Origin of the sequence: Streptomyces sp. NPDC058086, assembly GCF_042885015.1 — a bacterium.
In the GTDB taxonomy this organism is placed as follows: Bacteria; Actinomycetota; Actinomycetes; order Streptomycetales; family Streptomycetaceae; genus Streptomyces.
Genome location: NZ_JBHVST010000005.1, coordinates 1 through 14,570 on the forward strand (window position 1 = coordinate 1; position 14,570 = coordinate 14,570).

The following is a 14,570-nucleotide window of genomic DNA, read 5'->3' on the forward strand; positions in this document are numbered from 1 at the left end:
GCGTTGTGCGCCCACCCCATCTCCCCCCCCTCCTGGGTCCCCCGGGCCCCGTGCGGGCCCCCCCCGTGGGGCTTGGGGGCCCGGGTGGCGGCCCGGGGGGGCGGGGCGGGGCCGCCGCGCCCGCCCCGGGTCGAGGTGTCGGGTCGAAGTAGCGTGTCGACGCGGTGAGTTGAGGTCACCGGCGAACCGGATCAGTCGCCGATCGCCACCCGCTCCTCGGCGTCGTCCCGTACGGAGTCCTCCCGCATGGAGTCCTTCCCCGCGGACTGCGCGACCACGACGGTCTGCCGCGGGCGCCGGGTCCGCAGCCCCGGCAGCGTGATCAGCAGCCCCGCCACGGCGATCCCCGTCACCACGATCAGACCGGGCCGGTAGCTGTCGAGGACGGCCTGCGGCGAGGAACCCGCCGAGGAGTTCGCGGTCACGACGGCTGTCACCACGGCCAGGAACAGGGCGCCGCCCACCTGGACGGAGGTGTTGAGCAGACCCGAGACCATGCCCTGCTCGTGGTCGTCGACACCGTTGGTGGCCTGGATGTTGAGCGAGGGGAAGATCAGCGCGCAGGCCGCGCCGATCAGCAGCATGGTCGGCAGGATCACGGCCGCGTACACCGGGTCGAGGCTGATGCGCAGGAACAGCGCGTAGCCGACGACCATCAGCACGAAGCCGACCGCGATGAGCCGCGGGGTTCCGAAGCGGTCGACGACGGCGCCGACCTTCGTGGAGGAGAGCGCGACCAGCGCCCCGGCGGGCAGGAAGGCGAGCGCGGTGTGGAGGGCCGACCAGCCGAGCAGCGACTGCATGTACAGCGTCACCAGGAACTGGAATCCGACGTACGAGCCGAAGAACGCCATCGCGCCGAGCTGGGCGCGGATCTGACTGCCGGAGCGGAGCACGCCGAGCCGGATCAGCGGCCCCGCCGAGCGCCGCTCGACGCGGACGAAGACGGTGAGCAGGACGGCCACGGCGAGGAAGGACAGGAGGGTACGGGTCGAGGCCCAGCCGACCTCGGGGGCCTGGACGACGGTGAACACCAGCAGCAGCATCGACGCCGTGCCGAGGACGGCGCCGGGGATGTCGTAGCCGTTGTGGTCCTTCTCGCGTTCGCTGCGCGGCAGGAGCTTCAGGCCGACGAGCAGGGCGAGCAGCGCGATGGGCGCCGGCAGCAGCATGGTCAGGCGCCAACTTGCCTCGGTGAGCAGTCCGGACAGCACGAGGCCCATCGAGAAGCCGGTGGCCGCGCAGGTGGTGTAGATCGACAGGGCGCGGTTGCGCAGGGGGCCCTCGGCGAAGGTCGTGGTGATGATCGACAGGCCCGCCGGGGCGGTGAACGCCGCGCTCAGGCCCTTGATGAAGCGGCTGGCGATCAGCAGCGGGCCCGAGTCGACGAGCCCGCCGAGCAGTGAGGCGAGCGCGAAGACGCCCAGGGCCACCAGGAAGACCTGGCGGCGGCCCAGCAGGTCGGCGGTGCGGCCGCCGAGGAGAAGCAGTCCTCCGTAGCCCAGGATGTAGCCGCTGACGATCCATTGCAGCGTCGAGGTGGAGAGGTCCAGTTCGGAGCCGATGGACGGCAGGGCGACGCCGACCATCGACACGTCGAGCGCGTCCAGGAACATCGCGGCGCAGAGCACCAGCAGGGTGCCCCACAGCCGCGGGGTCCAGCGTCCCTCGGTGGTGGGGGTGGTGAGCGGAGAGGTCATGCGGGAGACGGTACATGCACATGCATCGAATGCAAATGCATTTAATTCCGATGCAACAAACTCGATTCTTTGCTACGGTGCGACCATGGCGGCGAAGAAGGCCGAGCAGGTGCTCGTGGACCAGTGGCGTGACATCCTCGCGGTGCATGCGCGCACCCTGTGCGAGCTCGACCGCGAGCTGCACCGACACGGCCTGGGGGCAAGCGACTTCGAGGTGCTGGACGTGCTGGCCGGGGGCACCGCGTCCGACGGTGACTGCTCCTACCGCGTCCAGGAGATCTCCGACCGCGTCCATCTGAGCCAGAGCGCACTGTCCCGGCTGATCGCCCGCCTGGAGAAGGAAGGTCTCGTGACGCGCGGCATGTGCCCGGAGGACCGGCGGGGGGTGCGTGTGTGCCTCACTCCGAAGGGGCGAACGCTCCATGCCGAGGTGCTGCCGGTGCAGCGGGCGGTGCTGACGCGGATGCTGGCGGGCGGGACGGCCACCGGCGACTGACATCGCAGACCGCAGACCGCAGGCCGCAGGCCGCGGAACGCAGGCCGCAGACCGCAGACCGCGGAACGCAGGCCGCGGAACGCCACCGAACGCGGCCCGACCCGGTCGGTCCCGGATGCCTCAGCCCCAGGTGATGCCGGACTTCTCCCGCCACAGCGCGGCGAGCGAGGCGTCACCGGTCATGTCCGGGAACGGCAGCCGGTTCCACAGCGCCAGATAGAGCCCTGCCGCGGGCCCCGCCATCTCGCAGTCGACGTCCCCGCCGGCCCCCGCGCCCCACTCGCTCACCGGCGGCTCGGGTGACAGCCGTACGGTCCACACCGCGTCCACGTCGGTGGCGCGCACCCGCAGCACGCGGGGTGTCGGGGTGCGCACCTCGCTCCTGGGGCGTCCGTGGAAGCCGCGCAGCAACTCGTCGATCCCGTCCACCGCGAAGCCCCGCGTCACCGTGCCCGGCGTCTCGCCGAGCGCCGATTGCGCGTCGACCCGGTGCACGGTCGTCTCGTGCGCCTGCCGCCGTGCCCAGAAGGCGAGCGGCGAGGGCGCGGGCAGAAAGCTCCAGCAGGCCAGGTCGGGCGGAGCGGCCGCGAGCGTGTCGACCAGGCGGCGGTGGCCGTCCCTGAACCAGGCCAGCAGTTCGGCGGCGTCCAGTTCGGGCAGACCGCCGGCCGGGTGATACGCGGCGTACCCCTCGGCGACGAACGCCGTCGCCCACCGGTGCACCATGCCCGTGTGCCGCACCAGATCCCGCACCTGCCACCCCGGGCAGGTCGCCACCTTGGCGTCGGGCCCCGCCTGCTCGGCCGCCGCGGCGAGCGACCGGCCCTCCTGGTCCAGGGTCTCCACGAACTCCGGAATCTCCATGCGGCGAGTGTGCCGGACGGAGTGGGCTCCGGGGGCCGCGGACGCGTATCGCGTCACATCGTGGCCCGTCGTCCCGCCGGCGGCGGGAAATGAGAGGCCCCGGCTGGACGGGGGAGACCAGCCGGGGCCGCGTGTGGTGGCCGACGGAGGGCGGTCGCCTCGCGGCGGAACGCTCCATGGGGCTTCAGCCGGACGATCGTCCCCATGGGCTGTAGGTGAGACCCGGGGACACTGTCCCCTCCGCAGCCACGTACTGGTCAACGGCCGATCCCCCTGGGTTGTTCCCGCCCGATCCCGTCGCCCGCTGTGAGGTGGGGCACGCCCGCCCGGTCCGCGGGGACATCCGTCAGGGCCCAGGGGCGACGAGTCGTCAGCTCACGGCCGCCCGGCGCGTCCCGAACCCGATGAGCGCGGCCAGCGCCGCCAGTACCGTCACGCTGGTGAGGGCGATGGGCAGCGAGAACCAGTCGGCCATGAACCCGATCGCGGGCGGTCCCAGGAGCATGCCGCCGTAACCGAGCGTCGAGGCGATGGCGACACCGCCGGGGCCGGCGAGGGAGCCCGCGCGTTCGACGGCGACGGGAAAGATGTTGGCGAGTCCGAGCCCTGTGATCGCGAAGCCGAGGAGGGCCGCCCACATGGAGGGGGCGAGCGCGCCGAGCAGCATGCCGGTGGCGGCAGTGGCGCCGCCGCCCACCAGCGTCCGTGTGCGGCCCAGCCGTTCCAGCAGCGTCGTACCGCCGGCCCGGCCGATGGTCATGGCGAGCGCGAAGCAGGAGTAGCCGGCGGCCGCGACGCCCGGGTGGGCCCGCAGATCCTGTTCCAGGTGGAGGGCTCCCCAGTCGGCCAGGGCACCCTCGCCGTACGCGGTGCACAGGGCGATCAGACCGAAGACGAACACCATCCGGCGGGTGCGCGCGTCGAGGCGACGGGGGGAGCGCTCCTGGTGCGACTGTCCGCGCTCCGGGGGCGCCGGAGGCTCGTGGCTCAGCAGGGTGCGTCCGGCGAGGGCGGTCACCAGCAGGCCGATCACGGTGAGCGCGAGCAGGTGCCGGGTGGGGGACAGGGAACCCGCCACCAGTGCGCCGAGCCCCGCGCCGATCATGCCGCCCAGGCTGAACGCCGCGTGGAAACTCGGCATGACCGGCCGCCGCAGCGCGGCCACCAGATCGACGGCGGCACTGTTCATGGCGACGTTGATACCGCCGTACGCCGCTCCGAACACCAGCAGTACCAGCCCCAGCGCGACCACCGAGTGCGTCAGCGGGGGCAGGGCCACGCTCAGCGCCAGCAGGATGCCGCAGACAACGGTCACCGGATGGCTGCCGAAGCGACGGCACAGCCGGCCGGTGAGCGTCATCGTGATCACCGCTCCGGCGGAGACGCCGAGCAACGCGAGCCCCAGGGTGCTCGCCGAGGCGCCGGTCTGCTCCTTGATGGCCGGGATGCGGACGACCCAGCCCGCGAAGACGAAGCCGTCGAGGGCGAAGAAGGCGGTGATGGCGATACGCAGGCGAGTGAGATCGTCGGGGCCCCGCACGGCACTGTGCGACCGGGCTTTGTTCATTAGCGGCACAAAGTCAGCGTAGGTGGCGGGCGGGGGTGGGGCAAGGTGCCTGCCGCGCCGCGCCGGTGATCGCGGCGGGATCACGGTGTTCCGCTGGGGCGACGAGGCCTGCGCCGGGGTGCGGCGCGTGGTGTCGCTCGGCCGGGCGGGCGGTATGCCACCGGGCCTCTCCCACGACGGCTTCCGCCCCCTGCGGCGCCTCATACGCCGGGTGAACGACGAGTGGATCGGCCTCTGATCCGGGATGGGGCCCCGGGCACCGGACGGCCTGGTGGGGACCGGGCAAGCCAATTCCCACTCTTCCGTTACGACAGACACCCTTGACAGCTTGCGTACTGATTCGCGACGTTTGAGCCTCGCGGAACAGTTCGAGACGCGTCATGGGGGAATGGGGGGCGGTCGGCCGTGCGATCGATGAACAACGATCCTCACGCCTTAGGGGTCCGCGCTGCGAACGGTACGTCCCTCGCGGAGCCCGCGGAAGGGCGGTTGATCTGAGGTGGAGATCACGATCCACAGACCGGAGGAGCTGAGCAGTTCGCTCCTCCTGGCCTGGCACCGGGTGATGGACGAGTCGCCCGACTACGCCAACCCGTTCCTGGCCCCGGAGTTCGCGGCGGGGATCGAAAGGTACCGAGGCGGGGCGCACGTGGCCGTCCTCCACGAGAGAGGGGAGCCCGTCGGCTTCTTCCCGTACGAGCGAAACTCCCTGGGCGTCGGCCGGGCCATCGGTCTCGGTCTCTCCGACTGCCAGGCCCTGGTGCACCGCCCCGGGGTCACTTGGGACACGCAGGAACTGCTGCGGGCCTGCGGGCTGTCCGTCTTCGAGTTCGACCACCTCGTCGAGGAGCAGAAACCCTTCGGCAGACATGTCACCGGGACGTTCGCCTCACCGGCGATAGACCTGAAGGTCGGCGAGGGCACCTACGCCGAGTGGCTGCGCGGCGCCTACCCGGGACTGGCCAAGACGACGCTGAAGAAGGAACGCCGCCTGGGACGCGACCTGGGCGAGATGCGGTTCGTCTACGACGAGCGCGACCCGCGGGTGCTGCGCACCCTCATGCGCTGGAAGTCCGCCCAGTACCGCAGGACGGGACGGATGGACCGGTTCGCGCGGCCCTGGATCGTGGACCTGGTGGACCATCTCTTCCGGGTCCGCGAGGAGCACTTCAACGGAGTGCTGTCCGTGGTGTACGCCGGCGACCGGCCGGTGGCCGCACACTTCGGACCGACCTCACGCACGCTGTTCGCGGCCTGGTTCACCGCGTACGATCCCGAACTCCGCTACTACTCGCCAGGGTTGATCATGCACCTCCGAATGGCCGAGGCCGCCGGGCGGGAGGGCGTGCGGCTCATGGACCTGGGCCGTGGCGACAAGGAGTGGAAGGACTGGCTCAAGACCCGGGAGCTGCGCGTGGGCGAAGGGTTCGCCACCCGCCCCCACCCGATGGCCACGGCGCACCGGCTCTGGCGCAGGCCGGTGCGGGGCCTGCGCAACACGGTCCTGGCCCATCCCAGGCTGCGCGATCCGGCCGACCGGCTGCTGAAGACGGTCGGCACGCTGCGCACCTCGGGCCGGCCGGACTCCGGTGCGGCGGGCCCCCGCGCTCGCTGAGCCGCCTTCTCCACCGACGGTCCGGGTGGCCGTGCGGCATCGGTGGCATCGGTGGGCGCGTCCACCCGGAGGGTTTCCGGGTGGTGTCGCGTGGCTCGGAGTGGCGTGGACGGCGTGGTGGGTAGTCTCGCGCTCCGACCGGCGCCACCGCTCCGAGCGGACCCAGGAGAAGACCCATCACCGAGCCGAAGCCCGCACAGGCGGAGCCTGCCCCGGGAGACCGGCCCCGGGAGGCCGACCAGTTGAGGGACATGCTGCGGCAGCCCGCGTACCGGCGGACGTTGCTGTTCTGCTGCCTGATCGGGATCCCGGTGTCGCTGGTCGCGTTCTGGTTCCTCGTCCTGCTGCACGAGCTGGAACACCTGATCTGGGTGGACTGGCCGCACCGTCTCGGGTGGTCGAATCCGTCGTGGTGGTGGCCGTTGCCCCTGGCTCTGGTGTCGGGTGCGGTCGTCGCCCTGGTCGTCCTGCGGTTCCCCGGCAGGGGCGGGCACATCCCGGCGGGGGGCCTGCAGGCCGGAGGTGCGTCGAAGGCCGCCGTTCCCGGCGTGGTCCTCGCCGCCCTGGCCGGCTTGCCGCTGGGAGCCGTGCTCGGGCCAGAGGCGCCCCTGATCGCCCTGGGCGGCGGTCTGGCGCTGATGTTCCGGGATCTCGTACGCGTTCCCGCGACCGAGGCGAACACGGCGTTGTTCGGTGCCGCGGGCGCCGCGTCGGCCATCTCCGTGATCTTCGGAAGTCCGGTGGTGGCGGCCGTGCTCCTGATGGAGGTGTCCGGAGTGGGCGGGCCGCAGTTGTTCGCGGTGATGCTCCCCGTCCTGCTGGCCGGCGGAATCGGCGCCATCGTGTTCACCGGCTTCGGAGACTGGACCGGACTGAAGACCGGGAGCCTGGAGATCGGGCTGCCCGCGCCCTCCGTCCTCGACGCCGGGGACGTGGTGTGGTCGGTGCTCATGGCGGTCGTCATCGGGGCGGCCATCCACTGGATCATCGCGGGCGGACGGATCGCGGCGCGCCTCGTGGTCGCGCGCCCGTTGCGCAACACGGTGCTCTGCGCACTCGGCGCGGCCGTCTGCGCGGCGCTCTACGCGGTCCTGACCGGCCGTTCGCCGTCCGACGTCGCCCTGTCGGGCCAGTCCATCCTGGGGCAGCTCGCCACCGACCCGCACGCCTGGTCGGTCGGCAGCCTGGTGGCGGTCCTGGTGTTCAAGGGCGTCGCGTACGCGCTCTGCCTGGGAAGCCTGCGCGGCGGCCCGGTCTTTCCCGCGCTGTTCCTGGGCGGCGCGATGGGCGCCCTGCTCGCGCCGCTGCCTGGGCTCGGCGTCGTGCCGGGCGTGGCGGCGGGCATGGCGGCCTCGTCCGCCGCCGCGCTCCGGCTGCCGGTCAGCTGTGTGGTGCTCGTCGTGCTGATGGTGGGCAACTCGGGAACGGTGCCGGTGATCGTGCTCGCCGCGGTGGTGTCCTTCGTGACCACCGAACTGCTGCCGCAGGGGCCGGGAGTCCCGGCGTTCAGCGATGGAGCGCGTCGAGCGCCTCGTCCAGCGTCGTCGCGGCCATGATCAGCGAGAGATGGGTGAAGGCCTGCGGGAAGTTGCCGAGTTGCTCCCCGCTGGGGCCGATCTCCTCGGCGAACAGCCCGACGTGGTTCGCGTACGTCTGCATCTTCTCGAAGGCATAGCGGGCCTGGGGGAGGCGTCCCGCGCGGGCGAGGGCGTCGACGTACAGGAAGGTGCACAGACTGAACGTCCCTTCGGAGCCGCGCAGTCCGTCGGGCGAGGCCCCGGGGTCGTAGCGGTAGACCAGGCTGTCGGAGACGAGTACGCGGTCCATGGCGTCGAGGGTGTTGAGCCAGCCGGGGCTCCGGGGGGCCAGGAATCCGACCCGGGGGACGAGCAGCAGGGAGGCGTCCAGGACGTCGCCGCCGTAGTACTGGACGAGGGCCTGCTCCTTGTCGTTCCAGCCGCGCTCCATGACCTGTTCGAGGATCGCGTCCCGGGCCCGGGTCCAGCGCACGGTGTCGGCCGGCCTGCTGAACTCGTGTGCCAGCTTCAGGCCGCGGTCGAACGCGGCCCAGCACATCACCCGGCTGTAGGTGAAGTCCTTGCGCCCGCCCCGGGTCTCCCAGATGCCCTCGTCGGGCCGGTCCCAGGAGTCGGCGAGCCAGTCGAGGGTGGCGGCGAGCCCCTTCCAGCCGTGGTAGCCCGTCTGTTCGCCGACCTCGCGGCCCTCGGCCAGGGCGTAGAGGGCCTCGCCGTAGATGTCGAGCTGCAGTTGGTCGGAGGCGGCGTTGCCGGCCCGGACCGGGTAGGAGCCGCGGTAGCCCTCGAAGTGCTCCAGGATCTCCTCCGTCAGATGCGGGTCGCCGTCGACCCGGTACATGATCTGGAGGGGTTCGTCGTCGGGGCCCTCGCGGGCGGCCAGACGGTCGCCCAGCCAGCGGGTGAAGCGGGTGGCCTCCTCCACGAAGCCGAGGTCGAGCAGGGCCCGCACCGAGAGGGAGCCGTCCCGCACCCAGGTGTACCGGTAGTCCCAGTTGCGCTCGCCGCCGACCTGCTCGGGCAGTCCCATGGTGGCGGCGGCGACAGGGGCGCCCGTGGGGGCGTAGGTGAGGAGCTTGAGGGTGATCGCGGAGCGGTGCACCATGTCCGTCCAGCGGCCGTGGTAGCGCGAGGTGCGCACCCACTTCTGCCAGAAGTCAACGTTCTCCCAGAGATCTTCGGTGATCCCTTCGACGGTGGGGGGCGGTGGCGCCTCCCCGTCCGGCGCGCAGACGGTGAACACCACGGCCGCCGTCTCCCCGGCGTTGAGGGTGATGGCGCCTCGGACGTCCTGCCCGTCCCGTTCGAGCGGGATGCTGCCCTGGAGGTAGGCGGTCGTCCCGGGAGCCCGGAACGTCGCCGTCTCCTGCATCGGTTTGTCGTGCGTCAGGTCGAGTTCGTGGGCGGCCCGCGCGTAGTCGAACCGCGGCCGGCATTCGAGTGTGAAGCGCACGGTGCCGCGCACCGAGCGGACGACCCGCACCAGGCTGTGCCGGTCGGTCGCCGTCGGGCCCGGCTGGACCGGCATGTGGTCGACGATCTCGCCGACTCCGTCGGGCGACATGAAGCGGGTCACCACGATGGCGGTGTCCGGGTAGTAGAGCTGTCTCCAGGTGCCTTCGGGGTGTTCGGGCGCGAGGAGGAAGTAGCCGCCGCCGTCGTGGTCGAGCAGCGCGGCGAAGATGCTCGGTGAGTCGAAGCGCGGTGCCGCGAACCAGTCGATCACTCCCTGGGACGAGACCAGAGCCGTGGTCTGAAGGTCCCCGACGAGCCCGTGGTCGGCGATGGGCGGATAGCGATCCATGCTGCTCTCCTTGTCAGGCGTGTCAGGCGGTTTCAGCCTTGACCCGCCCGGAACGGACGGCGTCGACGAGTGCCCGGTGGTCCTGCTCGTTCTGGTCGGCATAGCGCTCGGCGAACGTCACCAGCGCCCGGTCGAAGACCTCACCGCCGCCCAGGTAGGCGGCGATGGCGATCCGGTCCCCCGACCTCGCGTGCGCGCGGGCCAGCGTGGCACCGCACAGTTCACCGAAGGCCCGCATCCCGTCCGGCACCATCGACTCGGGCTCGGCGATGCCCTTCCAGTCACGCAACTGCCTTACATAGAAGTCCCGTCGGCCGCCGTCGATGCCGTCAGCCCGAGCCCAGCCGAGGAAGATGTCGTTGGTGGCCTGCATGAGCCGCTGACCGTAGACCACGCGCTCGCCCTGCGTCGGGCAGCTCCTCGTCCCGGCGAACGGCGCGAGTACCGACTCGTCGGCCTCCTTGGCCTGCAGGAGCAGCGGATCCTGGTCGTCGCGGCCGAGCAGCAGAACGATCCAGCAGCGGGTGCCCACGCTGCCGACCCCGACCACCTTGCGGGCCATGTCGACCAGCCGGTACTGCTCCAGCAGCAACCGCCGGTCCGACTGGAGGCTCTGGCCGTACCGTTCGATCATCCGGCGGATCCGCTCCTCCAACGCATTGCGTTCGACGTCCGGAAGCAGGTCCTGGAGCGGTGTGACCAGCGGGGGATCCGCAGCGATGCGGACCCTCCCGTCGACGACGTGGGTGAGCTTGTCGAAGGCCTGGAGGCTGTCGCGGGTGCGTGCCTTCGACACCGACCGCGACCAGCGCTCGCGGGCCCGCGCGTTCACCTCCGGGAAGACATGGGACCGCACCCAGTCCTCGTCGAACCGGGCGTACCAGACGGGGAGATTGCCCAGCTCGGCGAAGCGCCGCTGCCATTCGCGGTACGACCGCACCGTCGACCGCACGACGCCGGCCCGCTCCTTGGCGCTGAAGCCGTTCGCCCGGCCGACGATGACGAGACTCGTGCACAGCCGCTTGACGTCCCACTCCCACGGGCCGGGCAGTGTCTCGTCGAAGTCATTGATGTCGAACATCATGCGGCGTTCGGGCGAGGCCAGCAGCCGGAAGTTCAGCAGGTGCGCGTCGCCGCACACCTGCGTGGTGATCCCGCTGCGGGGAGTGTCGGCGAGATCCCCGGCCATGATGGCTGCGGCCCCCCGATAGAAGCGGAACGGTGACTCGGTCATCCTCCCGTAGCGGATCGGTACGAGCTCGGGCAACCGGGTCGCGGACTGCGCCTCGATGACGTCCACGGGGTCGGGCCGCTTCTGAGCGGGTGCGAACTCGGCGTGGCTGGAACGGGGTACGGCGGCCCGGGCGGCCCTGCCGGTCTCGGCCCGCTCGCGGGGCGTGCGGTGCGGGACGACGCCGTCGGCCGGGTGGTGCGAGGTCATCGCAGTCGGTCCGCGATGCGATCACCGACACGCAGGGCGTTGGCGATGGCCGTCAGCGACGGATTGACCGCTCCGATGCTCGGGAAGAAGCTCGTGTCGACGACGTACAGGTTGTCGAGGTCGTGGGCCTTGCAGTCGACGTCGAGGGCGGAGTCGGCGGGGTCGCGGCCGAAGCGGACGGTGCCCGCCTGATGCGCCGTGGCGCCGATGGGCATGCCCTTGTGCAGGTAGATGCTCCGCGACAGGAGATGGTGTTCGTGCATGCCCAAGTGGCTGAGCATGCCCTGCAGTTTGTGCCGCAGGTGGTTCAGTCCGGCGATGTTGTTCTTCTCGTCCAGGGCCAGGTGGATGCCGCCGTCCCGGTCCAGCGTGACGCGGTTGTCGGGGGTGGGCAGGTCCTCTCCGCACAGCCAGAAGTCGACCGCGTGGTGGGCCAGTACCTCGAAGGGCATGTCGGGAGAGACGGCCCCGGCCCAGCGGGGCGCCTCGCCGTGGATCTGTTCGGAGTCGGACTTGCCGAGCATCTGGATGCCGCCGAGGGGATACTCCCAGTCGTCGGATCCCAGGTACCAGTCGTGCAGGGCCAGGGTCTTCTGGAACCTGGTGTCGTTCGGTTCCTTGGACACGGCCATCAGGGCGAGGTTGTTGTGCCGCATGTAGTGCCGGCCCACGACGTCCGAGCTGTTGGCCAGCCCCCGAGGATGCCGGTCGTTCGCCGAACGCAGCAGCAGGACGGCGGAGTTGACGGCGCCGCAGGCGACGACCACGATGTCCGCGCTGAACTCCACGGTCGAGCCTTCGCCGCCTCCGTCCCCGACCGTCGCGACGACCGAGGTGACGCTGCGGCCGGTCGTGTCCGTTTCCAGGCGCCGCACGTCCGCGTGGGTGATCAGCTCGACGTTGTCGTGCTCCAGGGCGGGGTCGACACAGATGACCTGTGCGTCGGACTTCGCGCCGACCAGGCAGGGGAAACCGTCGACACGGTCACAGCGGATGCAGGCGCTGGTGTGTGTGGCCCGGCCCCGGTCGTCCTGGGTGAGGTTCACCCCGATCGGGAGGTGGAAGGGGTGCAGCCCCTGCTTCTCCAGATCGTGGCTGAGCTGCTGGATGCGCGGCTCGTGCTGCACCGGCGGATACGCGTACTGGGCGCTGGTGGGACCCTCGGTCGGATCCTCGCCGTGCCGGCCGTGCACGAGGTAGAGATGTTCGGCCTGGGTGTAGTACGGCTCCAGTTCCTCGTAGCTCAGTGGCCAGGCGGGGGAGATGCCGTCGTGGTGGCGGAGCTCGCCGAAGTCCTCGGGGCGCAGACGGAAGAGCGCGGCGCCGTAGAACTTGGTGTTGCCGCCCACGTAGTAATTGACCTCGGGCGGGAACTGGTTTCCGTGTTTGTCGAACCAGAATTCCGGCGCGCGGTATTTCCCTTTGACGAAGACGGCGGTGGAATCCCAGTTGTCGCGTTCACGAGGAAGATAGTCCCCGCGTTCGAGAAGGAGGATCCGTTTCCCCGTGGCCGCCAGGCGGTGGGCGATCGTGCCGCCGCCCGCACCGGTGCCGACAACGATGACCTCGTAGTGCTGTGCGTCGGTCATGCAGGCCACCGTCCCCACTGCCCGCCGTGGGCATCTGCCCCAGGTCCCAAGGTATCCTTGGGGGATATTTCCGGCGAGTTGGACTATTCGGGTGAGCCGAGGCGCCGGGACACCGCGGGTTCCCGGGCGATGACCGCGCCGGCGGTGATCCCGGCGGCGATGACGACACAGAGCCCGATCAACCATGACAACACCGTGAAGACCGCACCCAGCGACCCGTAGCGGTCCAGGCTGCGGTTGAGCGCGCTGGGCACGTACAGCTTGGCGACCACCGTCAGCGCGGTCAGGGCCACCCCGGTCAGGAGCGAACCGGGCAGCAGGGGCAGCCAGGGGACGCGCGCGGCGAGCAGCAGGTGCTGGGTCCACCACCAGACGCCCACCTGGGCGACCAGCAGGAGCGGCAGGCCCAGCCACGCTCCCGCGCCGAATCCGGTGCGCAGCGGTCCCTGCAGGGCGAGGATGAACAGCCAGACCGCGATCCACACGAGCCATCTCCAGGCGGCGATCCGCGGGCTCGCGCTCGGCAGCCGCCAGGCGCGTTGGCACAGGCGCTGCATCGCCCGGCTGCACGCGGTGGCGGAGAGCAGCACCATCAGTGAGCCGACCACCCCGACGCTCTGCTGAAGGTCCGCGGGATTGGCCTGGAAGAGCTTCTTCAGCTCCTGTTCGGAGGAGCCGTTGATACCGAAGACGTCGTGCAGGGAGGAGACGAACTCGCTGCGCACTGCCTGCGGGGCGAAGGAGGCGACCACGAAGAGCAGCGGAACGGCGGTCAGGAAGACCTGGGCCGCCAGCCGGGTCGCGGAGTCGAGCAGGTTCACCGCGATCAGGTGCGAGGTGAGGCGGGTGACCACCGGGAAGCGCTCCTCGGTGGTGCCGCGCAGCCGCTGTAGCCGCGCCCCCAGCTCCGCCGCCCGCCCGCGCAGGCGGCCCGTCCTGCCGTCGTTGGGCGAGCCGGATCCTCTGCCTGCGCGCATTCCGCTCCCCGGGTCGGGACTGGGCTCCACGCCCCGAGGCGTGACCACGCCACCAGGGTGCCGTCCCCGGCGGCCGCCCGCCTGCGGCGCGAGCGCCGTTGCGCCGTACGGGGGAGAGGCCGCCCGAGGAGTTCCGGACGGCGGCGCTGAATTGTGGGTGCAGGCGGCAGCGGTGACGATGGGGCCATGCGCGCATCCGGCGCCGCCCCGAGCCTCACGCGGCCGTGCGGGGGCAGCGATGGTCCTTGACCTGGTTCTCATCGGTCTGGCGATCGCCGTGAACCCGTTCTCGGCCACCGCGTTCGTGCTGGTGCTGTCCGCGCGGGGCGGGATCTGGAACGGGCTGGCCTTCGTCCTCACCTGGCTGGCCAGTTTCGTCGCGATCATCGCCGTGGTGCTGCTCATGACCGGCGGGAAACCGCCGCCGCCCAAGTCGGCGCCCTCCACGGCCGCCCTGGCCGCCAAACTGGCCATCGGCGTCGGTCTCGTCTGGTACGGGGAGCGCATCCGCCGCAGGAGGGGCAGGCGGCACAAGTCCCCCGGGATGATGTCCCGGCTCGACCGGATGTCCCCGTGGACGGCGGCCGGGCTGGCGCTGTTCCTCCAGCCCTGGGGGCTGGTGGCCGCCGGTGCCGCCACCGTGGTGGACGCGGACCTCTCCCACGCCGCCTCGTACGCGGCGCTGATGGGCTACTGCCTGCTGGCCAGCTCCAGCCTGCTGGCCATGGAGATCTACGCGACTTTCGCCCCCGACTCGTCCCGCGTACGGCTCGGGCGGCTGCGGACGTGGCTGGAGGGCCATCAGGACCAGGCGATCGTGACGGTGTGCCTGCTGCTGGGGCTGTGGCTGGTGGGCAAGAGCATCTACCAGCTGACCGCCTCAGCCTGACCGGCCATCACGGGACCGCCGGTGGGACGACCGCCATCACGGGACCGCCGGGGGGACGACCGCCGTCACAGGATCGCCAGGGGGACGACCGCT

Annotated in this window: 12 protein-coding genes; 5 read left to right on the top strand and 7 right to left on the bottom strand. The window is 71.2% G+C overall.

Going from position 1 to position 14,570, the window contains the following annotated elements; translation table 11 throughout:
* Positions 1-191 precede the first annotated feature (191 nt).
* Positions 192-1,700: an MFS transporter gene (locus ACFVWD_RS05260; RefSeq protein ID WP_389594052.1), complete on the bottom strand. Its 1,509-nt coding sequence runs from the start codon at positions 1,698-1,700 to the stop codon at positions 192-194.
* Between the two features lie 85 nt (positions 1,701-1,785).
* Here ACFVWD_RS05260 and ACFVWD_RS05265 point away from each other — a divergent pair, with 85 nt between their 5' ends.
* Complete coding sequence (locus tag ACFVWD_RS05265; RefSeq protein ID WP_389594053.1) at positions 1,786-2,196, top strand: MarR family winged helix-turn-helix transcriptional regulator; 411 nt, start codon at positions 1,786-1,788, stop codon at positions 2,194-2,196.
* 120 nt (positions 2,197-2,316) lie between these two features.
* Here ACFVWD_RS05265 and ACFVWD_RS05270 read toward each other — a convergent pair whose 3' ends face one another.
* Both ACFVWD_RS05270 and ACFVWD_RS05275 read right to left on the bottom strand, forming a co-directional pair.
* On the bottom strand, positions 2,317-3,060 hold the full coding sequence (locus ACFVWD_RS05270) for a maleylpyruvate isomerase family mycothiol-dependent enzyme (protein ID WP_389594054.1): 744 nt from the start codon (positions 3,058-3,060) through the stop codon (positions 2,317-2,319).
* Between the two features lie 370 nt (positions 3,061-3,430).
* Positions 3,431-4,627 (bottom strand): MFS transporter, encoded by a 1,197-nt coding sequence (locus tag ACFVWD_RS05275; RefSeq protein WP_389594227.1) that lies wholly within the window; start codon positions 4,625-4,627, stop codon positions 3,431-3,433.
* Positions 4,628-4,649: 22 nt separating this feature from the next.
* On the opposite strand from ACFVWD_RS05275, the gene ACFVWD_RS05280 reads away from it, so the two are divergent.
* From ACFVWD_RS05280 to ACFVWD_RS05290, 3 genes are all read left to right on the top strand, one after another.
* On the top strand, positions 4,650-4,865 hold the full coding sequence (locus tag ACFVWD_RS05280) for a hypothetical protein (protein WP_389594055.1): 216 nt from the start codon (positions 4,650-4,652) through the stop codon (positions 4,863-4,865).
* A gap of 261 nt (positions 4,866-5,126) precedes the next feature.
* On the top strand, positions 5,127-6,242 hold the full coding sequence (locus ACFVWD_RS05285) for a GNAT family N-acetyltransferase (RefSeq protein WP_389594056.1): 1,116 nt from the start codon (positions 5,127-5,129) through the stop codon (positions 6,240-6,242).
* A 251-nt stretch (positions 6,243-6,493) separates the two neighbouring features.
* Complete coding sequence (locus tag ACFVWD_RS05290) at positions 6,494-7,798, top strand: chloride channel protein (RefSeq protein WP_389594228.1); 1,305 nt, start codon at positions 6,494-6,496, stop codon at positions 7,796-7,798.
* On the opposite strand, the gene ACFVWD_RS05295 is transcribed toward ACFVWD_RS05290, so the two are convergent.
* The 4 genes from ACFVWD_RS05295 to ACFVWD_RS05310 form a co-directional block, all read right to left on the bottom strand.
* On the bottom strand, positions 7,749-9,581 hold the full coding sequence (locus ACFVWD_RS05295) for a glycoside hydrolase family 15 protein (RefSeq protein ID WP_389594057.1): 1,833 nt from the start codon (positions 9,579-9,581) through the stop codon (positions 7,749-7,751). The two genes, ACFVWD_RS05290 and ACFVWD_RS05295, sit on opposite strands and share 50 nt — an antisense overlap.
* A gap of 22 nt (positions 9,582-9,603) precedes the next feature.
* Entirely contained in the window at positions 9,604-11,022 is a 1,419-nt protein-coding gene (locus ACFVWD_RS05300; protein ID WP_389594058.1) for a DUF2252 domain-containing protein, read from the bottom strand.
* Entirely contained in the window at positions 11,019-12,611 is a 1,593-nt protein-coding gene (locus tag ACFVWD_RS05305) for a GMC oxidoreductase (protein WP_389594059.1), read from the bottom strand. The genes ACFVWD_RS05300 and ACFVWD_RS05305 overlap by 4 nt, the downstream gene beginning before the upstream one ends.
* Positions 12,612-12,694: 83 nt before the next feature.
* On the bottom strand, positions 12,695-13,588 hold the full coding sequence (locus ACFVWD_RS05310) for a YhjD/YihY/BrkB family envelope integrity protein (protein ID WP_389594060.1): 894 nt from the start codon (positions 13,586-13,588) through the stop codon (positions 12,695-12,697).
* A gap of 238 nt (positions 13,589-13,826) precedes the next feature.
* On the opposite strand from ACFVWD_RS05310, the gene ACFVWD_RS05315 reads away from it, so the two are divergent.
* Complete coding sequence (locus tag ACFVWD_RS05315; RefSeq protein ID WP_389594061.1) at positions 13,827-14,477, top strand: GAP family protein; 651 nt, start codon at positions 13,827-13,829, stop codon at positions 14,475-14,477.
* Positions 14,478-14,570 lie beyond the last annotated feature (93 nt).

Bases quoted from the DNA above. Each gene is read 5' to 3' on its own strand.
- ACFVWD_RS05260 (WP_389594052.1), bottom strand. From the start codon at position 1,700: ATGACCTCTCCGCTCACCACCCCCACCACCGAGGGACGCTGGACCCCG.
- ACFVWD_RS05265 (WP_389594053.1), top strand. From the start codon at position 1,786: ATGGCGGCGAAGAAGGCCGAGCAGGTGCTCGTGGACCAGTGGCGTGAC.
- ACFVWD_RS05270 (WP_389594054.1), bottom strand. From the start codon at position 3,060: ATGGAGATTCCGGAGTTCGTGGAGACCCTGGACCAGGAGGGCCGGTCG.
- ACFVWD_RS05275 (WP_389594227.1), bottom strand. From the start codon at position 4,627: ATGAACAAAGCCCGGTCGCACAGTGCCGTGCGGGGCCCCGACGATCTC.
- ACFVWD_RS05290 (WP_389594228.1), top strand. From the start codon at position 6,494: ATGCTGCGGCAGCCCGCGTACCGGCGGACGTTGCTGTTCTGCTGCCTG.
- ACFVWD_RS05295 (WP_389594057.1), bottom strand. From the start codon at position 9,581: ATGGATCGCTATCCGCCCATCGCCGACCACGGGCTCGTCGGGGACCTT.
- ACFVWD_RS05300 (WP_389594058.1), bottom strand. From the start codon at position 11,022: ATGACCTCGCACCACCCGGCCGACGGCGTCGTCCCGCACCGCACGCCC.
- ACFVWD_RS05305 (WP_389594059.1), bottom strand. From the start codon at position 12,611: ATGACCGACGCACAGCACTACGAGGTCATCGTTGTCGGCACCGGTGCG.
- ACFVWD_RS05310 (WP_389594060.1), bottom strand. From the start codon at position 13,588: ATGCGCGCAGGCAGAGGATCCGGCTCGCCCAACGACGGCAGGACGGGC.
- ACFVWD_RS05315 (WP_389594061.1), top strand. From the start codon at position 13,827: ATGGTCCTTGACCTGGTTCTCATCGGTCTGGCGATCGCCGTGAACCCG.